At 61.4% G+C, this 21,135-nt stretch carries 24 protein-coding genes and 1 pseudogene; 9 read left to right on the forward strand and 16 right to left on the reverse strand.

Translation table 11 applies throughout. From position 1 onward, the window contains the following. Positions 1-83 precede the first annotated feature (83 nt). A complete protein-coding gene (locus tag AAHK20_RS03980; RefSeq protein WP_449180143.1) occupies positions 84-644 on the forward strand; it encodes a TetR/AcrR family transcriptional regulator in 561 nt (186 codons plus the stop codon). Between the two features lie 66 nt (positions 645-710). On the opposite strand, the pseudogene AAHK20_RS03985 reads toward AAHK20_RS03980, so the two are convergent. From AAHK20_RS03985 to AAHK20_RS04010, 6 genes and pseudogenes are all read right to left on the reverse strand, one after another. Beyond that, a pseudogene (locus AAHK20_RS03985) lies at positions 711-944 on the reverse strand (hypothetical protein); the annotation flags it as partial. Between the two features lie 321 nt (positions 945-1,265). After that, positions 1,266-2,249 carry an arsenic resistance protein gene (locus tag AAHK20_RS03990; protein WP_449180580.1) on the reverse strand — a complete coding sequence of 328 codons (984 nt, stop codon included), beginning with the start codon at positions 2,247-2,249 and terminating at the stop codon, positions 1,266-1,268. A gap of 108 nt (positions 2,250-2,357) precedes the next feature. Next, positions 2,358-2,759: a hypothetical protein gene (locus AAHK20_RS03995; protein WP_449180144.1), complete on the reverse strand. Its 402-nt coding sequence runs from the start codon at positions 2,757-2,759 to the stop codon at positions 2,358-2,360. Positions 2,760-2,829: 70 nt separating this feature from the next. Beyond that, positions 2,830-3,309, reverse strand: coding sequence for a glycine zipper family protein (locus tag AAHK20_RS04000; RefSeq protein WP_449180145.1), 480 nt, complete (start codon positions 3,307-3,309; stop codon positions 2,830-2,832). Between the two features lie 87 nt (positions 3,310-3,396). Continuing rightward, positions 3,397-3,723, reverse strand: a complete 327-nt coding sequence (locus AAHK20_RS04005; RefSeq protein ID WP_449180146.1) for an HdeA/HdeB family chaperone — start codon at positions 3,721-3,723, stop codon at positions 3,397-3,399. A gap of 37 nt (positions 3,724-3,760) precedes the next feature. After that, entirely contained in the window at positions 3,761-4,447 is a 687-nt protein-coding gene (locus tag AAHK20_RS04010; protein ID WP_449180147.1) for a DUF3313 domain-containing protein, read from the reverse strand. A gap of 301 nt (positions 4,448-4,748) precedes the next feature. Between AAHK20_RS04010 and AAHK20_RS04015 the strand changes: the two genes are divergently transcribed. Both AAHK20_RS04015 and AAHK20_RS04020 read left to right on the forward strand, forming a co-directional pair. Beyond that, positions 4,749-5,960 (forward strand): mechanosensitive ion channel family protein, encoded by a 1,212-nt coding sequence (locus tag AAHK20_RS04015; RefSeq protein WP_449180148.1) that lies wholly within the window; start codon positions 4,749-4,751, stop codon positions 5,958-5,960. Between the two features lie 256 nt (positions 5,961-6,216). Further along, a complete protein-coding gene (locus AAHK20_RS04020) occupies positions 6,217-6,822 on the forward strand; it encodes a hypothetical protein (protein ID WP_449180149.1) in 606 nt (201 codons plus the stop codon). Positions 6,823-6,838: 16 nt separating this feature from the next. Here the strand turns inward: AAHK20_RS04020 and AAHK20_RS04025 are convergent, their stop codons facing one another. The 3 genes from AAHK20_RS04025 to AAHK20_RS04035 all read right to left on the reverse strand — a co-directional run bounded on the left by AAHK20_RS04025 (position 6,839) and on the right by AAHK20_RS04035 (position 10,641). Further along, positions 6,839-7,252: a hypothetical protein gene (locus AAHK20_RS04025; RefSeq protein WP_449180150.1), complete on the reverse strand. Its 414-nt coding sequence runs from the start codon at positions 7,250-7,252 to the stop codon at positions 6,839-6,841. Between the two features lie 90 nt (positions 7,253-7,342). Next, on the reverse strand, positions 7,343-9,559 hold the full coding sequence (locus AAHK20_RS04030; RefSeq protein ID WP_449180151.1) for a penicillin-binding protein 1A: 2,217 nt from the start codon (positions 9,557-9,559) through the stop codon (positions 7,343-7,345). A gap of 149 nt (positions 9,560-9,708) precedes the next feature. After that, complete coding sequence (locus AAHK20_RS04035) at positions 9,709-10,641, reverse strand: LysR family transcriptional regulator (protein ID WP_449180152.1); 933 nt, start codon at positions 10,639-10,641, stop codon at positions 9,709-9,711. A gap of 111 nt (positions 10,642-10,752) precedes the next feature. Here AAHK20_RS04035 and AAHK20_RS04040 point away from each other — a divergent pair, with 111 nt between their 5' ends. Then, entirely contained in the window at positions 10,753-11,736 is a 984-nt protein-coding gene (locus AAHK20_RS04040; protein ID WP_449180153.1) for an aldo/keto reductase, read from the forward strand. Positions 11,737-11,767: 31 nt separating this feature from the next. After that, entirely contained in the window at positions 11,768-12,619 is an 852-nt protein-coding gene (locus tag AAHK20_RS04045) for an aldo/keto reductase (RefSeq protein ID WP_449180581.1), read from the forward strand. A gap of 87 nt (positions 12,620-12,706) precedes the next feature. Here AAHK20_RS04045 and AAHK20_RS04050 read toward each other — a convergent pair whose 3' ends face one another. Further along, positions 12,707-12,940, reverse strand: a complete 234-nt coding sequence (locus AAHK20_RS04050; protein WP_449180154.1) for a hypothetical protein — start codon at positions 12,938-12,940, stop codon at positions 12,707-12,709. Positions 12,941-13,157: 217 nt separating this feature from the next. Here AAHK20_RS04050 and AAHK20_RS04055 point away from each other — a divergent pair, with 217 nt between their 5' ends. Genes AAHK20_RS04055 through AAHK20_RS04065 form a run of 3 tightly spaced genes read left to right on the forward strand, consistent with a single transcriptional unit; the run spans position 13,158 to position 14,953 of the window. Next, on the forward strand, positions 13,158-13,433 hold the full coding sequence (locus AAHK20_RS04055; protein ID WP_449180155.1) for a metal/formaldehyde-sensitive transcriptional repressor: 276 nt from the start codon (positions 13,158-13,160) through the stop codon (positions 13,431-13,433). Positions 13,434-13,441: 8 nt separating this feature from the next. After that, a complete protein-coding gene (gene dmeF / locus AAHK20_RS04060; protein WP_449180156.1) occupies positions 13,442-14,734 on the forward strand; it encodes a CDF family Co(II)/Ni(II) efflux transporter DmeF in 1,293 nt (430 codons plus the stop codon). 3 nt (positions 14,735-14,737) lie between these two features. Next, entirely contained in the window at positions 14,738-14,953 is a 216-nt protein-coding gene (locus AAHK20_RS04065; RefSeq protein ID WP_449180157.1) for a DUF1289 domain-containing protein, read from the forward strand. 97 nt (positions 14,954-15,050) lie between these two features. On the opposite strand, the gene AAHK20_RS04070 is transcribed toward AAHK20_RS04065, so the two are convergent. Together AAHK20_RS04070 and AAHK20_RS04075 are read right to left on the reverse strand one after the other, a co-directional pair. After that, on the reverse strand, positions 15,051-15,359 hold the full coding sequence (locus tag AAHK20_RS04070) for a putative quinol monooxygenase (protein ID WP_449180158.1): 309 nt from the start codon (positions 15,357-15,359) through the stop codon (positions 15,051-15,053). A gap of 13 nt (positions 15,360-15,372) precedes the next feature. After that, positions 15,373-16,197: an SDR family NAD(P)-dependent oxidoreductase gene (locus AAHK20_RS04075; RefSeq protein WP_449180159.1), complete on the reverse strand. Its 825-nt coding sequence runs from the start codon at positions 16,195-16,197 to the stop codon at positions 15,373-15,375. Between AAHK20_RS04075 and AAHK20_RS04080 the strand changes: the two genes are divergently transcribed. Next, on the forward strand, positions 16,140-16,913 hold the full coding sequence (locus AAHK20_RS04080) for a LysR substrate-binding domain-containing protein (protein WP_449180160.1): 774 nt from the start codon (positions 16,140-16,142) through the stop codon (positions 16,911-16,913). The two genes, AAHK20_RS04075 and AAHK20_RS04080, sit on opposite strands and share 58 nt — an antisense overlap. Here the strand turns inward: AAHK20_RS04080 and hmpA are convergent. From hmpA to AAHK20_RS04100, 4 genes are all read right to left on the reverse strand, one after another. Further along, complete coding sequence (hmpA, locus tag AAHK20_RS04085) at positions 16,906-18,093, reverse strand: NO-inducible flavohemoprotein (protein WP_449180161.1); 1,188 nt, start codon at positions 18,091-18,093, stop codon at positions 16,906-16,908. The two genes, AAHK20_RS04080 and hmpA, sit on opposite strands and share 8 nt — an antisense overlap. A gap of 109 nt (positions 18,094-18,202) precedes the next feature. Then, positions 18,203-18,988: an enoyl-CoA hydratase gene (locus tag AAHK20_RS04090; RefSeq protein WP_449180162.1), complete on the reverse strand. Its 786-nt coding sequence runs from the start codon at positions 18,986-18,988 to the stop codon at positions 18,203-18,205. 32 nt (positions 18,989-19,020) lie between these two features. After that, the gene (locus AAHK20_RS04095; RefSeq protein WP_449180163.1) at positions 19,021-20,355 is read right to left on the reverse strand and encodes a CaiB/BaiF CoA transferase family protein; all 1,335 of its coding nucleotides are present in this window, start codon (positions 20,353-20,355) and stop codon (positions 19,021-19,023) included. Beyond that, on the reverse strand, positions 20,277-21,059 hold the full coding sequence (locus AAHK20_RS04100) for an enoyl-CoA hydratase-related protein (protein ID WP_449180164.1): 783 nt from the start codon (positions 21,057-21,059) through the stop codon (positions 20,277-20,279). Before AAHK20_RS04100 ends, AAHK20_RS04095 begins: the two co-directional genes overlap by 79 nt. Positions 21,060-21,135: the final 76 nt, after the last annotated feature.

Here is a 21,135-nt window from a genome sequence, read left to right on the forward strand (position 1 = left end):
CATTTATACATGACGATCATCATGTATAAATAATCATGACGATCGTCATGTATAATGTCAAGCACTATCTGTGGGGAAGGAAAATGAGAGTGAGCCGAGAGCAGGTTGCCGAGAACAGGCGGACGATTCTGGATGCTGCGAGCCGCCTGTTCCGCACGCGAGGCTTTGACACAGTGACCGTCGCCGACGTGATGAAGGCCGCCGGGCTTACGCACGGCGGTTTCTACGGCTATTTCAAATCCAAGGACGATTTGATTGCGCAAACGCTCACGCATGCGCTGGCGAAGAGCGCGAGCGCAGACGCGGACCTCGCACGTTATGCTGCGGCCTACCTGTCGCCGGCTCATCGTGACAACGTCGCGGCGGGCTGTCTGTTCGCAGCGCTTGGCGCAGAAGCGGTGCGGCAGACGCCCGAAGCGCGCGCAGCAATGGAAGCGGGGCTGCGGGAGCAGTTCGAGCGGGTCGCGGCGAACGCGCCGCACCTCGACGCCGCAGTTGCGCGACGGACTGCAATTGGCAGCCGGGTGGCGATGCTCGGCGCCGTGATCCTCGCGCGGCTCGTGCAGGATCCAAAGCTTTCCGACGAAGTGCTCGAGGAGACGAAGGCGTGGATTCTGGAGAACGCGCAGAGGCTGGAGGGATGAGAATCTGGCTGATGCCAGACCGGCAGATTGGCGGCCGGCAGCCGGCCAACGCCATGGCCGTGAGAATCAGACAGCACGGCGGTTGGCCTGCGCTGGGCGAGACCGCCCGGCGCGCTCAGGTGATCCGGGAGTCCAACGATAAACAATGATGCTGAAACTGTTGTAGTTGGCCTTGGTAATCACCTACTCCCCAATGGATCGCAGGCACGCTCTGAGGCGATACATCGAGTCCACGTCATTGCCGACGTACACGGTATCCGAACTGCTGTCGATCAGCGTGGTGTCAATCTTGCCTCTGGTGAACCATGGCACAGCACGCTTTGTAGATCTCAAGGTCCCGGCAGCAAGACCAATGACCGCTGTGCACTCAACTGCCGCCCCTGCCAGAATGACCGTTTGACGGACCGTTTCGGGTCGACTACGGTCCTCCACATCGAGCAACGATCAGCCATGCAGAGACGTCCGCAATACCGCCCTGCTGGCTTAAACACACTCCATATCGGTCAGCCGGTGCGCAGTAGTGTTTGCTCTGGCATTGACCGATGCATGCCGGCCTCTATCCGGAATCACCACCTTATCAAACCGCAGCGCGCCAAACCGGTGCCGTGCTCCGCCTTCTAATCAAGATGTTTGAGAAGACGAGGACGCCCCTCCACCGCCAAGTTTCGGAACCAACCGAACATAGACCAGCTCACTGAGCAACTCCACAAGCGTCTGAGTAACAATAACCGCAGGTAGAACAGGAATCGCGCCGGGTATCGCAAAGGCAAGAGCCAGAACCACAAGCGAGTTGCGAGTCGAAGCGCTAAAAGCAACCGCCCGCGCAGCGCCTATATCAAGCCGAAAAGCGCGAGCAACACCCCACCCCAATAACGGCGCAGCAATCGAAAAAACGACATAGATCGGCACAACTGTCAGCGCCGCCCCAACAGCAGGTGCAAGCCGAGGCACCACCGCTGCGATAACCACGAACAATACCAATGCAGTTGACGGTACAGGCAGCACGCCCAGTGCAGCGAAAATGCGCTCTCCGGTCCAGTGTCGCTTAGCCCATAACTGCATCGCGACCGCAAGAATGAGCGGCACGGCAATGAGCCAAACGAACGCGTGCACAAAAGGACCGGCCTGGATCAGACCAGACGCACTGTCACCAAGCAAGAAACGGAGATAAACAGGCAGCAACAACATTTGCGCGATCAACAGCGCAGGCGTCGCGGCCAGCAGCAAACGCGCATCCGCCCGGCCCAACTGAGAAAACGTGACCACATAGTCAATGCATGGCGTAAGCAGCACAAGCAACACGCCAAGACGGACCATCGGATCGCCCGGCAAGAACTGAACAAGTCCCGCCACGAGAACCGGTACGACGATGAAGTTAGCCGTGAACAGCGCCGCCAGAAAGCGGACTCGTGAGAAAGCCTGCGCTAAAGCCGCAAGCGGAACCTGCAAGAACGTCACGAACAGCATGAGCCCCAGCGCCGGGTTGATCCAGTCCTCAAGCGCGGTGGTGCCACGTACCAGCACGGCCACGCCTGCTGCGATTACGACCGCGCTAAAGTAAATGGCGATCTGACGACCTTCGAGTGTTTCGCGCAAACCTTGAATGCTCACAAATTTTCCATTGGCTAATCGACACCAACATCGTGTCACAAGCCGCAGTGTGCTGCATTCAATGCGCTTTTCCAGCCGCTAACTCGTTAACAGGTCGAAGTGCTACGACGGCGTACAAGTCCCAAACAGCACGAACACATCGTCGCGATTAACGAGCGTCGCGGACATACCACCCGACTTCGTATCAAGCGCGATGCTCCACCCATAGCCGAGTTCCGTACCTTGCATGAGCAACTGCCCTTCGCCGGCTTCCATATACCGGATCGCAGTCGAACGCTGCGACGACCCAACAATCGCCTTCTTCGCGAAGTTGATGCGAATGAAGTCCGGTGCGCCCAGGACCCCGGGCAGCGTCCGGAAGCACACCTCGCCGATGTCGCAGAAGTGCGCGTCGATGGTCGCGCACAGGAGCGGCTTGCTGCCGTCGAAGTCCGCTCCGAGAACCCATGTCGGCGCCGAGCCGACCAGGATCGCAAGGGCGGTGGCCCGCAAAGGCTTCAGCATGGTGTTACCTCCCCAGTGTCGCGGATCGGCTCGCGAACCCGCGCGCCGCGCAGCGCGGCCGGCGCCCTGTCTACTCGACGGTGTAGCCTCGGCCGGTCATGCACGCCTTGACGGCTCGGTTGTAGGTCGCGAGCTGGCCCGATGCCTGCTGGTGCATGCCCGTTTGCTGCATCTCCATTTGCTGCTGCTCGCGCCGCATTCGCATGCCCATGCCCATCGTGCCGACGAGCGCGCCTATGCCGGCGCCCTCGCCCCAGTGCCCACCGGCCGCGCCGCCGATCAGCGTGCCGAACAGCGCGCCGCCCCCGGCTCCGCGAAAGAGGCCGCCGCGACGCTCAGGCTGTGGCGCGCCACTCGCCATCTGCTCGGCCAGCGCGACGGGATCGACCCCTGTGGTCTGCTGCGCCCACGCATGACACTCGGCGGTGTCGGTCTGCTGCTGGGTAGGACTCTGCCCTCGGGCCGGATAGATGATCGGCTGCTGAGCCGCTGCCGCACAGGCAAGCGAGACGAACGTGAGGCCGATCGACAGGCGAGCGATTCTTTGCATGGTTCAGGTTTCCATGAAAGTCATCGAGCTTCGACGCAGGGGCGGCCTGCTCGGGCGCACCGGGTACCCCACGCCGCAGGCCCCGCTTCAGTGATGTTCGAAGAGCTTGATCTGGTCGCTCTTGTACAGCATGCGAACCTTGGTCTTGAACGCCATCTTCGGCGTCTTCTTGCACTCTTCGACGATGATGCCGACGGGCGTCGCCGTGTCGACCACCATCGTGTCGGTCTCGCGAATGCCGAGATGGTCGACGCCGGCGACCCAATAGACGAGAGTGGGACGGTAGGCGTCGTCCACCGCGACGAACTCCTCGCAGGTCATCTTTGCGGGGCTGATCGGCGAGGGGCTCTGAGCCAGGGCCGGCAGCGCGACGAAAAGGCCGGCGAGGATGAACGCGACCACGGTTCGATTCATGTTGCGCTCCTTGATCACTTCGAGCACGAACGGCGCATCACGAGGCCGGCGTGCCTGACCTGTATTCGGTTAGGCGCTTGGCCACCAGGTCCGCCCAATAGTCCATCGCTTTCTCTGCGTCGCCCCATTTTCCGTTGCCCACATTCTTGAGGCTCATTCCGCCGGCGCGGCCGTCCACCGCTTCGGCGAGAAGCTCCCCGGTCTCGCCGTCCGTGATCTCGCCTTCGCTTTGCGCCGAACCGGCGAAGGCATAGCTGTCCGTCGCGAGGCTCTGCGCCGCATTGAGCAAGCGGGCCTGCGGGATGATCACCGAGATCGTGCGCAATCCCGGCGTCCCGGTCGTAACGTTAGTCAGGGCGGCGCGGACGACCAAAACGTGTGGGCCCTGCAGGTCGACGATCGGCAGCACAGTCGCCAGGCGTGTCTTCAACGCGTTGTAGTAATAGCTCGTCAATATCTGCTGCTGCTCCGCCTCGACATGTGCGGTGGCGTCGTTGATGAACACAACGGGCTCGATGAAGATTCCCGTGTAGGATTTCCAGTCTACATTTGGATTGAGGTAGCGAAGCGCCGCCTGGCCTTTCTCTCCCGGTTTCAGCAGGGAATAATTGTTCAGGAACCCTGATTTCGATGCCTTGTCGACATCGGAAATCGGCTGTTCGGTTGTGACAGCGCAGGCGACCAATGCGATCGTCGCCAGCAGAGGACATATGCGCTTCAACATCGCCTTACCCTCCGTTCTACCCGCCCGCGCGGGCGTCATTTAGCGGTCACTTACCGCAGAAGAAATGGAAGAGACACATCCTGCGCCCAACGCCCGCACACGGACTCAAGGTTTGCCAATCCGCATCCACCTTGACACGGGTCAGTAGCCTGACTTTGCTGGCTTCAATATTGATAGTTGCGTTTCGATCGGAAGGCTATTGGACTTTGGTCTTATCCTGGTCCTTTATTCTTTTTGCGGGGCTCACGCGGCCAGACCGGATCTGTCCGACGAAATGAGCTCGCCGGCAACGGGAGGGTCTATGTTCGACAAGGCGCTGCGTATCGAAAGCGGGCCGGACTGGCATCACTTCCACGTCTACACCGACAGTGCGTTCGTCGCGGTACTGCTCGTCGCGATCCTGCTGTTTGCGATTCTTCTGGCGAGCGCGATCTGCTACTACGTCACGCGCTCGATCATGCTGGTGATCGTCGGCCGTCTCGCTCGCCAGGAGCGGCACAAGTGGCTGCGCGCCGCCGAGCGCCACCAGGTCTTCCATCGGCTCGCGCCGCTCGCGCCGGCCGCGATCATTTACTCGGCCGCTCCCCTGCTTTCCGGACTCGACTTCCCGCTGATGGCGACGCTCGGGCATCCGATCGCGATCCTCGCGGCCTGCTACATGGTGTACACGCTGCTACGCGCCGCGCTCGCGTTCCTCGAAAGCGTCGGCGAGCGCTACAGCCACTTCCCGTCCGCGAGCGAGCGGCCAATCAAAAGCTTTTTGCAGATCGCCACCATCGTGCTCTACGTGATCGCGCTGATCGCCGTGATTTCGGTGCTGCTGGAGCGCTCGCCCGCGTACTTCCTCACCGGCCTCAGTGCGATGACCGCGCTGCTCATCATCATCTTTCGCGATTCGCTACTGGGCTTCGTGGCCAGCATCCAGCTCGCCGCCTACGACATGCTCCGCGTGGGCGACTGGATCGAAGTGCCCGGCTTCATCGCCGACGGCACCGTGATCGACATCGCGCTGAACACGATCAAGGTGCGAAACTTCGACAACTCGATCGTCATGCTGCCAAGCTACGTCCTGCTGACGCACAGCGTGAAGAACTGGCGCGGCATGACGGAGTCGGGTTCAAGACGCCTTAAGCATGCAATCCATTTCGACGCCGACACCGTTCGCTTTCCCGACGAGGCGATGCTCGCCCGGCTGCACAGCGATATCGACGGGCCACTCGCGGCGCTCGCGCTCGACGATACACAGCGCCGTACGAACCTCGGCCTGTACCGTCTCTTTCTGAGCGCGCATCTCCGCGACCACCCTGCGGTCCGCCAGGACATGCCGGTCGTGATCCGCCAACTGCAATCGAGCCAGCCCGTGGTCGCGCTGGAGATCTTTCTTTACATCGACGAGACGCGCTGGGAACACTACGAAAAGCTGCAGTCGGACATGCTTGACCATGCTTACGGGCTCGTGCCGTTGTTCGGCTTACGCTGCTGGCAGGAGCCGATATCCCGGGGTTTGCCCTAACTGCGGTGTCCTCACTGCCTCTCTCTGTTCTCTGGCGAACAGACTCTTTTGGCACTTTGGCAAAAATCTTGTCCGCATAAAGAAGGAGATAAAAAACAACCGGGGGACAAACATGGCTAGCCAAATCGCGGTAAGGACCAGGTCTTCAGCGAGTCGTTTGTGTGCATCCGTTGTTCTAGTACTGCTGACTGGTGCAGTGTCGAGTTGCACGGTGCCCCATCAGGTTAGCGAACCGCAATCATCGATACGTCCCGCCTTGCCGGCGCCGATTGCTCCCGCACCCGCCGCTCCCGCGCCCATCGAGACCGCGAAGGACACGGGACTGTACGGCATCCTGATTGCCAAGCCGATCGGGGGCATTCCCGAGTGCCCGATTCAGGTCGCCATGCCCGGCGACACTAGCGCGCCTGACTATGCATGTTTCCAGCACGCCGACGCGCGGCGATACGGCCTTGCACCCTCCGGCACGGAGATGCTGTATGTCACATGGCCGGCGGGCAAGCAGCCTGACCTTGTCAACGGCGACAGCATGCGCGTCAGCATCATCGACGGCATCGTCGAGGGCATCCACATCAGCACCCGTGGGCTTGCATTCCAGCAACACAACTACAGGTGGCTGGAAGCCCGATTTGGCCGACCGGCATTCAAATGGAAGGTCACCATGAAGAGCCACACGGGCGCCAGATTCGAGGTGCTCAAAGCGGCCTGGAAGCGGCCAGGTCGAATCACAATCGTTTATGACGGCGCGGAGAATTCAACAGACTCCGGTGCGCTCTATATCGCTAGCGTCCGGGAACAGGCCCGTATGGACGCGGCGCCCGAGCAGAACTACACAGGGGCGCTCGCTTCGACTTCAAACTGACCTGGACTCCTGACGTTCAAGTCGAATGGCTGCTAGCGATGTGCTGACTGTGGTGAAGCTTCGCGCTTACCCGCGCATGCGAGTGTGAACGCGCGTGATCGGTGTGAGACGCATGAAGACTCTTATGGCTCGGTTCCGCCGCGGCACGGTCCGCCTGCGTGTCCGATCGATCCGCCGCGCGGGCAAGGCCGGCATCGCGGTCGCCTGAATTAAAGCCATTGGTATTGCCGAGTCCCTTACTGCTCATGTGCCCGGCGGACTCGCCACCCGCATTGCTGCCCAGACCACCGTGTCCGGCTCCCCCGCTGCTTCCCGCTCCGCCGCTTCCACCGCTTCCGCCATTTCCACCTCCATTGCCGCCCGCTGCCGCAAAGGCTGACACGGAGGCAAGCGCCACGAGGCCGGCGGCAATCCGTTGCACTGTTTTCATATTCGTTTTCCCAAAGTTCACTTGAATGCTTGGATTCTACGAACGGTGCGCGCCGGTAACTCCGAACACTTTGTAATTAACTGTAAGTCATCAGAACTGCCAGAAGAGGAAGTGTCGATGGCGTTTTGCATGGACCGTGCGAGAAGGCCGGCTCTCCTCGGGGCCCAACTGCGCACGCGGATCGATGACTCTCGCGCGCAGCGCCATGTCGTAAAACGCGCCCACCATCGGCAAGGCGCTGTGCGCACCCTCACCCCAATAGTCGTTGTCGAGTGTCACGCGTGCGTCATCAAAACCCACCCACGCGCCGGCGACCAACTGCGAATGCATCAGGATGAACCAGCTATCCGTGTTGTCCTGGGTCGTACCCGTCTTGCCGGCGACATCGGCGCGAATTCCGAAGCGCGTTCGGATGTCCGAGCCGGTGCCCCGAGTCACGACGTCGCGCATCACGTCGACAAGAGTTTGCGCTGCACCGGCGGGCAGCGCCTGTTGTGGCGCGGCGCTCGGGAATTCCGCGAGCACCTTGCCGTTGTGATCCTCGATGCGCGTGACCATGCGCGGTGCGATATAGGCGCCGTTGTTCACGATCGTGCAGTACGCCGAGACCATTTCCTTCAGCGTGACGGGGCTCGTGCCGAGAGCGAGCGACGGCACCGCTTCGAGCGGACTCTCGCGCACGCCCATCGCGTACGCGAGTCGTACGACCTTCTCGGGGCCCTCCTTTTGCATGAGCTGAGCGGTGACGCGGTTGCGCGAAAACGCGAGCGCGTCGCGCAGCGTCATCGGTTCGCCGGTGGGCGGCTCCGCGTCGGTCGGCCGCCAGATCGCATGGCCGGTCAGCGGAATGGCGACGTTCCGGTCGACGATCGTATTGCTCGGCCGCGCGCCATCCTCAAAGGCCGCGCCGTAGACGAACGGCTTGAATGTCGAACCCGGCTGACGCCGCGCCTGCTGCACGTGATCGAACGGCTCGGCGCCGAAATCGCGGCTGCCGACCCATGCCTTGATATCTCCGTTGTGCGGATCGATCGCGACAAAACCCGCCTGGATCTGCGCCTTGCTCCGGCATAGCGCGCCGACGAACGCGGGGTCCGTGCCGAGCTTCTCAAGCGCGGCCTGATCCGATTGACCCGCATCGCGCGCGGCGCGGTATTCGGGCGTCTGCCGGATGAACGCCTGGAACAGGCCGTTGCGCGGCGAGCAGCCCGTGCGTGCGTTCCATGCGTCGTTCGCGATCTCTTGCAACTGGTTCGTCTGCCACTCCATCGCCCGGGTCGCCATCGCCTGCAAACGGGAATCGATGGTCGTGTGCACGATCAACCCATCGGAATAGATGTTGTAGCCGTTGCGATCGGCCCATCCGATCAGCCACTTGCGCAATTGGGCCGTGAAATGCGGCGCGGCGCTCGATGGCGCGTTCTGAGGCTCGAAATCGACGTTGAGCGGTTGCCGCTTCAGCCAGTTATACGCGGCGGGCTGGAGCTTCCCGAACTTGTTCATCTGTCCGAGCACCGTGTTGCGCCGCTCCAATGCGCGCTCGGGATTGAGCACCGGGTTGTAGGCGCTGTTGGCCTTCAGCATGCCGACGAGCGTCGCGCTTTCGAGGATGTCGAGCTGAGCGGCCGATTTGTCGAAATAGGTGCGAGACGCCATTTCCACGCCGTAGGCGTTGTAAAGGAACGGCACCGTGTTGAGGTACGTCTCGAGGATCTGGTCCTTGCTGTACACGGCTTCGATCTTGAACGCCGTGATCGCTTCCTTGAGTTTGCGCGTGAGGGTCGGCGCGCGGCCGATTTCGTCCGGATAAAGGTTGCGCGCGAGTTGCTGCGTGATCGTCGAGCCGCCTTGCCGGTCGCCGGAGAACGTATGCAGCGCGGCCGACGCGGTGCGCTTCAAGTCGATGCCGTGATGCTCGTAAAAGCGCCGGTCTTCGGTCGCGATCAATGCGTCCACCATGTATGGCGAGATTTGCTTGAGCGACACCCACTCACGATTGACCGGCTTGAATTCCGCGAGCAGTTTGCCGTCGGCGGACACGATCAAGGCCGGCCGATCGACGCGGGCTTTGCGGATATCGCCGATGCTCGGCGTGAACGGTACGAGCGCGAGCACGTACACCAGGAACAGCGCCGGCAACGCGGCGAGCGTCAGCGCGATGCCGCGTCGCGTCGGGTGGCGAAGCGAGCGCAACGCGCTGTTGAAAACGAGTCCGGCTTTCGTGCTGCCGGCGGCGGCCAACGTTCGAATGCGGGCGAGCCACCGTGCGCAATATTCACGAAACAACGATACGTATCGGCGATTCACGCTGGAGGGGCGATGACGGAAAAGGCCGGATCGTATCAAAACGGAAAGGCGCTTCCGTCGTCAAACAGGGCTGCGCCAGGCGGCATTAACAGACGATTACATTTGTTTCGTGTGGACAAGGTTCGCGCCTTTGACCCCGTTTTTTACCGTCATCGTGGTCTAAGCCTTGGAGAGCTGCTTTTCACGTTGAATTCGGCCCACTCGCGAACTGCGGCCGCGAAGAGTTGCAGTGCAGCCGGAGGATGACGATTCGCGGGGTAATACAGGCAGAGCCCGGGAATCGTTGGACTCCAGTCCGCAAGCAACTGGACGAGGCGCCCCGACGCCACGTACTCGCCCGCCAGATAATCCGGAACCCACGCGACGCCAATCCCGTTGAGCGCGGCTTCAATCATGAGATTGAGGTTGCCAAGCGTCATCGGGCCATCGACGTCGATGCTCGCGCTCTTTCCGCGACGTTCAAGATCCCATCGGTACAGCGCACCGCTCTCGAAGCGAAATCGGATGCACCGATGGTGCAAAAGATCATGCGGCGCCTGTGGCGCGGGATGCTGCCGCAGATAGTCGGGCGAGGCTACGGCCATGAAGCGCATGTCGACTCCGAAGCGCACAGCGATCATGTCGCGTGGCACGTCTTGCAACACACGGATGCCCGCGTCGAACCCATCAGCGACGATATCGACCATGCGCGTGTCGACGACGATCTCGACATGAATGTCCGGGTATCGCGCGAGGAAGCTGGGCAAGATATTGCGCACGAGCAGCTTTCCCGCCGATTCCGACGCGCTGATCCGAATGACCCCCGATGGACGATCGCGTGAGGAGGCCGCTTCGCTGACTGCGTCTTGCAGGTCGGCGAGGGCGGGACCGGCACGCTGCAGCAAGCGCTCCCCCGCTTCGGTGAGCGCAACCGAGCGGGTCGTCCGGTTGAACAGCCGCACCCCGAGGCGCGCTTCGAATGCGCGCATGGCATGACTGAGCGCCGACGGCGACACCCCCAGATTGCGCGCGGCCGCACTGAAGCTGCGCTGGCGGGCAATCTCCACGAATACGGTCAAATCCGATAGGCCAGCTTTTTGCATAGTTGAGGAATGTTCATAAGCCTATGCAATTGTAGGCATATTGTTGAACCCATCACAGCAGACTAAGCTTGATTCTCCCTGTGCCACAGGCAATCCGACGGAGATAGAGCAATGCAAAAGCGCAAGCTGGGAAATAGTGGACTCGAGGTTTCAGCCATCGGTCTGGGTTGCATGGGCCTCAGCTTCGGGTACGGCCCCGCTGTCGAAAGAGCCGAAGGCATCACCCTCATCCGGTCGGCGTTCGAAGCGGGCGTCACATTCTTCGACACGGCCGAGTGCTACGGCCCGTTCGCCAACGAGGAACTGGTGGGCGAGGCGGTCGCCCCGTTTCGCGATCAGATCGTGATCGCGACGAAGTTCGGGTTTCAGGACGGCGATTCGAAGAAGCCCGTCGATAGCCGTCCCGAACACATCCGAGCGGTCGCGGAAGCGTCGTTGAAGCGGCTCAAAACCGATCGCATCGATCTCTTCTATCAACATCGCGTCGATCCAAACGTTCCGATCGAAGAGGTAGCGGGAACCGTGAAAGACCTCATCCGCGAAGGCAAGGTCAAACACTTCGGTTTGTCGGAAGCCGGCGCTCAGACGATTCGGCGCGCTCATGCGGTACAGCCGGTCGCCGCCCTGCAAAGCGAGTACTCGTTGTGGTGGCGCGAACCGGAGCAGTCCGTTCTCCCGACGCTCGAAGAGCTCGGTATCGGCTTTGTGCCTTTCAGTCCATTGGGCAAGGGCTTCCTGACCGGCGCGATCAACGCCAACACCGAGTTCGCCTCGAACGACTTTCGTTCCATCGTGCCTCGCTTCTCCGAAGAGAACCGCAAGGCGAATGCGGCGCTCGTCGACGTGCTCGGACAGATTGCGGACGCACAAGGCGTAACGCGCGCGCAGATCGCACTCGCGTGGCTGCTCGCGCAAAAGCCGTGGATCGCGCCGATACCAGGCACCACGAAGCTGCACCGGTTGAAAGAAAACGTGGGGGCCGCAGCCGTGGAGCTGTCCGCGGACGATCTGAAATCTATCGAATCAGCCTTGCGCAACATCCAGATAGTCGGAGCGCGCTATCCGGCCCAAATGCAGCAACGCATTGACCGCTAACGCCGAGCCATCCAACAGACAGAGAATAGATATGCAACATGTGACTCTCAACAATGGCGTCGAAATGCCTATCCTCGGCTTCGGCGTCTTCCAGATACGCGACCTCGACGAATGCGAGCGGTGCGTCATCGACGCGATCGACGCCGGCTACCGCCACATCGACACCGCCGCGTCTTACATGAACGAAGCGGCGGTCGGCAAAGGCATCAAGAAGAGCGGCGTCGCGAGGGACGAGCTCTTCGTCACCACCAAGCTCTGGGTGCAAGACGCCGGCTACGAGCGCACTCAGCAAGCGATCGACAAGTCGCTTCGCCAGCTGCAGCTCGACTATGTCGACCTCTACCTGATCCATCAGCCCTACAACGATGTACACGGCGCTTGGCGAGCGATGGAAGATGCCCTTCGCCAAGGCAAGGTCCGTGCGATCGGCGTGAGCAACTTCTACCCTGATCGCTTAATGGACATCAAGGCGTTCAATGAAATCGCACCCGCCGTCAATCAGGTGGAAGTCAACCCGTTCCATCAACAGGCCGAAAGCAACGATTTCATGAAAGAGATCGGCGTTCAGTGCGTGGCGTGGGCGCCGTTTGCCGAGGGCAAGAACAATCTCTTCCAAAACGACGTCCTGCAGCAAATCGCCGGGAAGCACGGGAAATCAGTCGGCCAGGTTGTTCTGCGCTGGCTGGTTCAGCGCGGGATCGTGGCCCTGGCGAAGTCGGTGCGCAAGGAAAGAATGATTGAGAACCTCGACGTTTTCGACTTCCAGCTCGATGAGTCGGATTTCGCCCTGATTGCCGGAATGGATACTCGAGAAAGCAGCTTTTTCTCGCATCAAGATCCGAAAATCGTCAAATGGATGAGCGAGAGGAAATTGGAGGTGTGAGAGGTCAGCCGATGTGAAGTTGTCGAGCACAGCTTCCTCGCTCTCATGATATGGCCGGTCCGCAGTCCGACATGGGACGTTCACTCGTCACGCAGTGACGGTTGACTGGCCACCGATGAATGCGTCGCCGATTGAGCCGGCCGCCATCAGAATCACTAAAGTCCGGTTCCGTCGAAGGACAGCGAAGCTGTTGTCCTGGCTGTAGCGCACGAATCCGGTCAGCATCGTCGGCAAGCTCGCAACAAGCAGGATTAACGCAATCGCGACAAGCAGGCGGGCGATCCCCGGTACAGCAGTTGTGGACGCGTTCGCGCCGCCCAACTCGCCCCCCCCGCCATGCGCCGAGCAGACTACCGGCCAACAGACTGACAACAACCGGCCAGTGCGCGATCACGGCGCTCCATACAGGCTATTCCCCGAAAGACAAGGCAGCGTCTAACGCGATCGATGCCTTTCAATTGTCTTTCCGTCACGCCAATTGGTATACCCCTCCACCCTATCTGATATATACTCCCCCACGGTATATCGGAGGTCATCAATGAGCCACACCATTCGCGAGAAACAGAAGCTTCTCAACCGAGTCCGCCGCATCAAGGGGCAAGTGGAAGCCATCGAGCGGGCGCTCGAGGAAGAGCGGGGATGCATCGACGTACTGCAGCAGATAACCAGTTGTCGCGGCGCGATGAATGGCCTGCTGGCGGTCGTGCTCGAGGACCATATCCGCACGCATCTCGTCGATGCCGAAACCCATGACGAGCCGGCCGGCAGCGCGACTGATCAGCTCATCGAAGTCGTTCACAGCTATTTCAAGTAGAGCAAAACATGAGTGATTTTAAAAACGCCGCATTCGGCGCAGGTCACGACCACATCTTTCTGGGCGCGGCTCACGAGCAGAACGAGCGCAGGACCTGGGCGGTCATTGCGCTGTGTAGCGCGATGATGCTGATCGAAATCGTCGGCGGCAGTATGTTCGGGTCGCTGGCGCTTGTTGCTGACGGCCTGCACATGTCGACGCACGCCGGTGCAATGCTGATTGCGGCCCTCGCCTACACCTACGCGCGCAAGCACTCAGCGGACCCCCGCTTCGTGTTCGGTACCGGCAAGCTTGGCGACCTCGCGGGATTCACGAGTGCCATTGTGCTTGCCATGATTGCAGTGCTGATCGGGTACGAGGCTGTGTCACGTTTTCTGTCGCCGGTACCGATTCACTTCGGCGAAGCGATTCCCATCGCGGTGGTCGGCCTGCTGGTCAACCTGGCGAGCGTGTGGCTGCTGAGCGGCGACCATCACGGTCACAGTCACGGACATAGCCATGGTCATAGCCACGGGCACGGTCATGGTGATGACGAGCACGCTCACGAAGACGAGGTGCAGAAGATCTTTGCTCCGTCCGGTGTGTTCGCCGTTTCCATCTTCGAGGATGGTGTGCCACCCGTTTTCCGCATTACGCCAGCGACGGAAGGTTCGCGACTGGTCTCCCCGGCGGCAGTTTCCGTGACGACCGTACGGCCTGATGGGACGCAACAGGTATTCGCTTTCGCAGACCGTGGCGGCTATCTGGAATCGAGGGAGGACATTCCTGAACCCCACGCCTTCAAGGCCGTTGTGCGGATGCCGGACGGCGAACACGAAGTCGAATTCGAAGAGCACGAGCACGGCCATGACGCGCACGACGCAGCGACTCGGGACCACAATATCCGGTCGGCTTACATTCACGTCATGGCTGACGCGGCGGTCTCTGTGCTGGCAATCATTGGCCTTGTGCTTGCGCGCACATTCGAATGGATGTGGATGGACCCGTTAGCGGGTGTCATCGGCGCGCTGGTGATTGCAAACTGGTCGTACGGGCTAATGCGGGACACCGGTGCGATCCTGCTCGACATGAATCCGGACCGGCGCATGGCGGAGAACGTTCGCCATGCGATCGAGGACCGTGGCGACAAGGTGGTCGACCTGCATGTATGGCGGGTGGGTCCTGGTCACATGAGCGCGGTCGTATCGGTCGCGACCAGCGAGTCACAGCGGGATTCACGCTTCTATCATGCCGTGCTCCAGCGCTTCAAGGGACTGTCGCACGTCACGGTCGAGGTCCAGCCTGCTCAAGCGGTGGCGTGACCCATGGCAGTCAAGTCACCGTGCATCGATGTCTGCGCCTTCGACGGCAAGACCAAACTGTGCGTTGGGTGTTTTCGTACCCTCGATGAAATTCGAGGGTGGAAGAAGATGACCGACCACCGGCGCCATCAGGTGATTAACGACCGGGCGAGGCGACAGGCCAAGTTGCAGCGGGAGTCCCCAGAGTTGCCTCCGGGCCCTGCAACTTTGAATGATTGAATCTACGGAACCTCCCCCACCCGCACGCGGAGAACAGACGACCGACAACGCGAGCCACTTCACCCCGTGTCGGCCGCGAAGCGGCCTAACGCATGCGTTATGTTCGAAGCGGATACGTCGCGAACAGATCGAAGTAAGTGAATCGGCGAGGCTCTGCCCACATTGGCTGCGTAGCTTCGAGGTATGGCTGGTAGTAGGGCTTCTTCAACTGCGTCAGTTCGAAGTATTCACGACTTGGCCAGACTTCATAGAGCAAGAAGCGCGTCGGGTCCTCAGCGTCCTGAGCATAGTCGAGCGTCAAGCATTCTGGCTCCGCCACGACGGGCACAGCGACCTTCAGTAATTCCTCTTTGAACGCTTCGACGCACTCCGGCTTGATGCGAAACGTGACGAGTACGGCAATCATATGGGGTCTCCTTTCAGATCAGCGTCAGGCCGCCGTCGATGTTCAGCGTCTGGCCCGTAATGTGGCCCGCGCCCGGCGACAGCAGCCACAGGGCAGCCTGCGCGACATCGTCGGCCGTGGCGATCTTGCGCAGCGGATTGGCCGCGCGGATGCCGGCGACCGTTGCCTCATCGAACAGGCGCTCGGTCATCGGCGTTTCGACGTTGCCCGGATTCACGGCGTTGACACGAATGCCTTGCGGCCCGGCCTCCATGGCTGCGACTCGGGTCAGCGCATCGACTGCCGCCTTGCTGGCGGTATAGATGCCCGTGCCTGGAAGGCCCAGCGAGACGAGGTCCGTCGACGTATTGACGATCGCGCCTCCGCCGCGCCGCCTGAGCGCCGGCAATTGGTACTTCAAGGCCAGCCATACGCCTCTCAGATTGACGTTCATGACCTTGTCCCAGGCCGCTTCGCTCAATTCATCGAGCGGACCGAAATCGCCTTCGATACCCGCATTGTTGAACGCATAATCGACGCCGCCGTAGTGCGTTTCGGCGCGCTGGACTAGCCGACCGATTTGCCCAGCGTCACACACGTCTGCCGAGACGAAGATAGCGTCGCCGCCGATGGACTCGACCTCGGCGATGAGAGCCGCGCCCGCACTCTCGCGAGTGCCGGCTGCCACCACTTTGATTCCGCTTTCTGCAAACAGCAGGGCCGCGGCACAGCCGATGCCCGACGTTGCGCCGGTAATACCTGACGCCGCTTGGCGAGAAGGTCTATCAGCACGCCCGGAACATGGTGGTCGAAGCGGACAGCGCGCGGGTAGCGGTGAACGACTCGCTGGCGGAGCCATCGGGCGTGATACGCATCAACGCCTCGCTGCTGATGGGGGAAACTATTCTCAGTGGCCTGTTGGCGGAGTTCGCCCGGCAATATCCGAAGGTGCGAATTCACCTGACTTTGACGAACCGTTATATCGACCTGATCGCCGAGCGGATTGACCTGGCATTTCGCGCCGCCAGCTCGCCGCTCGAATCCGAAGAGGTCATCGCGCGCGAGATCGGGCTTGCGCCCAATGTGCTGGTCGGCCACCCGGAATTGATCGCTCGCTTCGGTGATCCGCCGGACCCTCGAGCCCTCGCAGGATTGCCTTGCCTCGCTTACGGCACGCCAGAAGCGGTGCGCAATTGGCGCTTCATCTCGCCCGGCGGCGAACCGATCGAGCACCGGGTGGAACCGATCTTCATCGCCGAGAATTTCGTCGCGCTGCGCGAAGCGGCGTTAGCTGGACTCGGTTTCGCGCAGTTGCCGCTCAACATCTGCGCGGCATCGATCACGCAAGGACGGTTGACCGAGGTCATGCGCACTTGGCCGTCTCAGCCGGCGCATTACTACGCGATTTATCCGACGAGGCGCGGGACCGTGCCGGCGATTCGATTGCTGATCGATTTTGTCAGAGACAAGTTGCAGATGCCGTTGCCCAGGCGTAATTCAGGCAAACGCGCGAGGCGTGTCGCATCAGGACAGACTCGAGGCTCGCGCGTCATCGGGCAAGGAAAGCTCAGTTAAGTTCTTCGGCGGGTCCGAAGAACTCGTATCGGCTTCTTTCCTCAGGTACGCCGAGTTCGTGCAGCGAGCGCTTGATGAAGGCCATGAACGGCTTCGGACCGAGAAAATACGCATCGAAGTTGCAGTCGGCTGGAAGCCAGTGCCGCAATTGCTCCAGGGTTGGCCGGCCTACCCCGTCCGGGATGGGTGCCTGCCCAGCTTCGGTCTCCTCATAGACGACATAGGATCGAAACCGCGGGAAGCGGGCATGCCATGCCTTGAGTACATCTGCGAAGGCATGCACCAGCGCGTTGCGCGCATAGTGGATGAATATGACACCCCGCTCGCTGCGGCTTAATGCTGCTTCGGCCATGGCCAGCGTTGGAGTGATACCCACGCCTCCACTGATGAGTACAAGCGGCTTGTCACTATCGCGGAGGGTGAACTCGCCAGCAGGTGGAAAGAGCTCCAGGATGCTTCCTTCGGCCACCGCGTCGTGGAGGAAGTTGGATGCGACGCCACCGGGCTCGCGCTTGACGCTGATCCGGTAGCTACGTCCGTTTGGTGCAGCCGACAGCGAATAGTTTCGGCGGATTTCCTCACCGTTCACGGTCAGGCGAAGCCCGATGTATTGGCCCGGAGTGAAGTCGAGCACCGCACCGCCATCGACCGGCTCCAAATAGAACGAGGAGATTTCGGCGCTTTCCGGGACTTTGCGGATCACGCGGAAGGCCCGTTCGCCTCGCCATCCCCCTGTCGCGCTGGCCAGCGCGTCGTAAGCTTGACGCTCGGCGCTCATCAGAATATTGGCAAGCTGCTGGTAGGCCACACCCCATGCCTCGATGACTGCGTCGGTCGCGACGTCCGCACCCAACACCTCCCGGATGGCACGCAGCAGACAGGCGCCTACGATCGGGTAGTGCTCGGGCTGGATTTGCAGTGCAACGTGCTTGCTCACGATCCTTGAGGCAAGCGGTCCGAGCGCCTCGAGGTGGTCGATATTGCGCGCGTACGTGAGCACCGCGTTGGCAAGCGCGCGTTGCTGGGCGCCACTGGCCTGGTGATGCTGGTTGAACAGCGGGCGCACCTGCGGATACTCGTCGAGCATCAGCTTATAGAAGTATTGTGTCAGTGCTTCGCCGCCCGTTTCCAGCAGCGGAACGGTGGCCTTGATGATGTCGCGTTGGCTGTCGGTCAACATAGGAATCTCGCTCGGAGGCATGGTGGATTCGGCAGGCGTCACGTCCAACATCAACGGTGACGCCGCCGGGATCCTGGCTGGTTTCGTGAGAGTGCAGGTCGAGCGCGGACTATTCGGCCGCCCCGTGCGTCGCGCTCTTCGTAAAATTGGGCGCTCGCTTCTCGAGGAAGGCCGAGAACGCTTCCTTGGCTTCCGCCGAGCTCACCCGCTCCATGAACATCTGGTTTTCACTCGTCACAGCCTCATTGAGCTGGTCGAGCGAAACCTCCTTGATGAGCCGCTTGCAAGCGAGCAACGCGCCGGCCGGTTTTGCGGCCAGCTTTTGTGCCGTTGCAGTGGCGGTTGCAAGCAAGTCGGCGTCGGGCACCAAGCGAGTCGCGAGGCCCAGCTCCACCGCCCGCTGGGCGGTGAAGGGCTCTCCCAGCAGGAACAATTCCGCCGCGCGGAGATAGCCCACGCGTGCCGGTATCGAAAAGCTCGATCCGAATTCCGGCACCACCCCCAGGTTGACGAAAGGCACCTGGAACTTCGCGCTCTCGCCTGCGTAGACGAAATCGCAGTGGGTGAGCATCGTGGTTCCGCCGCCGATCGCCGCGCCTTGCACGGCCACGACGATCGGCTTTTCAAACCGGATGAGTGCCGCGATCAGGCGGCCCTGCGGAAAGTCACCCGCTCTGGGCGGATGCTTGAGAAAATCCTCGACGTCGTTGCCCGCACAAAACGCTTGGCCGGCGCCATGCCAGAGCACGACGCGGATTGCTTCGTCTTCGGCGGCCTCATTGAAGATATCCGCGAGTTGCGTGTACATGCTTCCAGTCATGGCGTTCTTCTTTTCGGGGCGATTGAATGCGACCCGCAGGATGCCGTCGCTACGCTCGGTGATGATGTCGCTCATTGCTGTTCCTTTCTCTGTGTCAGGTCTCTGTGTCAGGCTGCGTGTTCATTGACGTTCCGCACGGCGCCGCTGGCGCGCAGCCCGTCGATGTCTTTCGCGTCGAATCCCAGCTCCCGAAGGATCGCTTCGGTATGCTCACCAAGATCTGGGGCACGCCGCGCGGAGACCTTGTCAACGCCATGCACCTGAATCGGATTGCTGATGGTTGAGGTCAGCTTGCCGCCCGCGCCTTCGAGCGGAACGATGACATCGTTTGCGCGCAACTGAGGATCGTCGATCACCTCTTGGGGTCCGCGCACGGCGCCGTACGTAACATGTACGCCGCTGAAAACGTCGTGCCAGTACGCCATCGGCTGCGCAGCGAAGACTTCGTCAAGAATGGCCGCGAGCTGCGGCATGTTCGCCGTCAGCGTCGCCGGATCGGAAAACCGTTCATCTGTCAGCAGATCCGGGCGGCCAATGGCGTTCGCGACGGCGGCCAGCTTGTCCGGCATGACAACGAGAACGAACCACGTGCCGTCGGATGCGCGGTACACGTTGAGCGCCGCATTCGCGGGATGCTTGCGATCGTGCGGCGCGGCAAATTTCGCGCCGGCCAAGGCGGCCTGGATCGCAACGCTTGCCGACCAGACCCCAGCGGCAAGCAGCGAAGTCGTGACATACGCCCCTTTGCCGGTGCGCTCGCGGCGATAGAGCGCCGTGACGATTGCCGAATAGATTCCAAGGGCCGTCGCGTTGTCGCCGCTTCCGGCCACCGGCCAGGTCGGCGGCACGCCCGCGTCGCGCGTCATCGAGAGCAGGCCGCTACGCGCCCAGAACGCGGTGATATCGAATCCGGGCAGATCGGCATCCGGACCGCTTTCGCCAAAGCCGGTGAGGTCCGCATAGATCAGCCGCGGGTTCCAGCGCGTCAGATCGTCGTATTCGAGCTTCAATTTTTTGCGCGCGGGATGTGGCGTATTGACGATGAACACGTCGGCCCACGTGACAAGCTGCTGGACGACCTGTTGGGCGCCAGGCGACTTCAGGTCGAGCGTCATGCTGCGCTTGTTGCGGTTGGCAAGATGCCACTGATAGGGTTCGTCTGACGCCGGCTGCGGCGCGATCTTGTGCGCATGTCTCCAGGGGTCGCCGCCCGGCGGTTCGACCTTGATGACGTCGGCGCCGAAGTCCGACAGGATGACCGCGGCGCCGGGCGCCGCGACGAAGCTGGAGAAGTCGACTACCTTGAGTCCAGCAAAAATGTTGTCGCTTGCCATTGAGTGTCTCCTGAGTCGTGGCGCTGGCTTCACCGCCCTACGAACTGCGGGGTGCGCTTTTCGAGGAACGCGGACGTGCCCTCCTTCTTGTCCTCCGTCCCGGCGCACAGCCCGAAGTAGGAGGCTTCGAGGGCGAGGCCCTCGCTCTGGCCCGCGTTCAATCCCTTGTTCACCGCTTCGAGCGATAGCTTCACAGCGATAGGCGCGTTCGAGGCGATCGTCTTCAAGATGGCTTGCGCACGCGGGATCAGATCGGCGGCCGGTACGACCTCGTTGACGAGCCCGATGCGCCAGGCCTCCTGCGCGCTAATGACCTCCGCGGACAGAATGAGCTGGAGCGCGCGGCCTTTTCCGACGAGGCGCGGCAGCCGCTGCGTGCCGCCACCGCCGGGCAGCAATCCCAGCTTGACTTCGGGCTGGCCGAGCTTCGCGTGCTCCACGGCGATGCGAAGGGTGCACGCCATTGCCGTCTCGCAACCGCCGCCGAGTGCAAAGCCGTTGATCGCCGCGACCACGGGTTTGCCAAGGTTCTCGATCAAGTCGAGCACGTCTTGCCCTGAACGGCTCGATTGCTCGGCTTCGATCGCGCTCGCGTGCGCAAGCTCGCTGATGTCTGCGCCGGCGATGAATGCCTTGTCGCCCGCGCCGGTGAGAATGACGCCGCGCACGGCAGCGTCCTCGCGCGCATCCTCGAAAGCCGTTCGCAGGTCCTTCCAGGTCTGCGTGTTCAGGGCGTTGAGCACCTTCGGGCGGTTCACGGTCACGTACGCGATCGCGTCGCGTTTTTCGTACAGGACGTTTTCGAGTGTCACTGGTTCTTCCTGTGAATTATTCCGTACTGCTACATGTGAAGATTCGGATGTCGTGATTGTCGATGACATGTTGCGA

The sequence above is a fragment of the Trinickia camelliae genome, from assembly GCF_053525655.1.

What these genes read in the sequence shown, in the direction of transcription:
- AAHK20_RS03980 (WP_449180143.1), top strand. Translation starts at nt 84, where the DNA reads ATGAGAGTGAGCCGAGAGCAGGTTGCCGAGAACAGGCGGACGATTCTG.
- AAHK20_RS03995 (WP_449180144.1), bottom strand. Translation starts at nt 2,759, where the DNA reads ATGCTGAAGCCTTTGCGGGCCACCGCCCTTGCGATCCTGGTCGGCTCG.
- AAHK20_RS04000 (WP_449180145.1), bottom strand. Translation starts at nt 3,309, where the DNA reads ATGCAAAGAATCGCTCGCCTGTCGATCGGCCTCACGTTCGTCTCGCTT.
- AAHK20_RS04005 (WP_449180146.1), bottom strand. Translation starts at nt 3,723, where the DNA reads ATGAATCGAACCGTGGTCGCGTTCATCCTCGCCGGCCTTTTCGTCGCG.
- AAHK20_RS04010 (WP_449180147.1), bottom strand. Translation starts at nt 4,447, where the DNA reads ATGTTGAAGCGCATATGTCCTCTGCTGGCGACGATCGCATTGGTCGCC.
- AAHK20_RS04015 (WP_449180148.1), top strand. Translation starts at nt 4,749, where the DNA reads ATGTTCGACAAGGCGCTGCGTATCGAAAGCGGGCCGGACTGGCATCAC.
- AAHK20_RS04025 (WP_449180150.1), bottom strand. Translation starts at nt 7,252, where the DNA reads ATGAAAACAGTGCAACGGATTGCCGCCGGCCTCGTGGCGCTTGCCTCC.
- AAHK20_RS04035 (WP_449180152.1), bottom strand. Translation starts at nt 10,641, where the DNA reads ATGCAAAAAGCTGGCCTATCGGATTTGACCGTATTCGTGGAGATTGCC.
- AAHK20_RS04040 (WP_449180153.1), top strand. Translation starts at nt 10,753, where the DNA reads ATGCAAAAGCGCAAGCTGGGAAATAGTGGACTCGAGGTTTCAGCCATC.
- AAHK20_RS04045 (WP_449180581.1), top strand. Translation starts at nt 11,768, where the DNA reads ATGCAACATGTGACTCTCAACAATGGCGTCGAAATGCCTATCCTCGGC.
- AAHK20_RS04055 (WP_449180155.1), top strand. Translation starts at nt 13,158, where the DNA reads ATGAGCCACACCATTCGCGAGAAACAGAAGCTTCTCAACCGAGTCCGC.
- dmeF (WP_449180156.1), top strand. Translation starts at nt 13,442, where the DNA reads ATGAGTGATTTTAAAAACGCCGCATTCGGCGCAGGTCACGACCACATC.
- AAHK20_RS04065 (WP_449180157.1), top strand. Translation starts at nt 14,738, where the DNA reads ATGGCAGTCAAGTCACCGTGCATCGATGTCTGCGCCTTCGACGGCAAG.
- AAHK20_RS04070 (WP_449180158.1), bottom strand. Translation starts at nt 15,359, where the DNA reads ATGATTGCCGTACTCGTCACGTTTCGCATCAAGCCGGAGTGCGTCGAA.
- AAHK20_RS04080 (WP_449180160.1), top strand. Translation starts at nt 16,140, where the DNA reads ATGGTGGTCGAAGCGGACAGCGCGCGGGTAGCGGTGAACGACTCGCTG.
- AAHK20_RS04075 (WP_449180159.1), bottom strand. Translation starts at nt 16,197, where the DNA reads ATGGCTCCGCCAGCGAGTCGTTCACCGCTACCCGCGCGCTGTCCGCTT.
- hmpA (WP_449180161.1), bottom strand. Translation starts at nt 18,093, where the DNA reads ATGTTGACCGACAGCCAACGCGACATCATCAAGGCCACCGTTCCGCTG.
- AAHK20_RS04090 (WP_449180162.1), bottom strand. Translation starts at nt 18,988, where the DNA reads ATGAGCGACATCATCACCGAGCGTAGCGACGGCATCCTGCGGGTCGCA.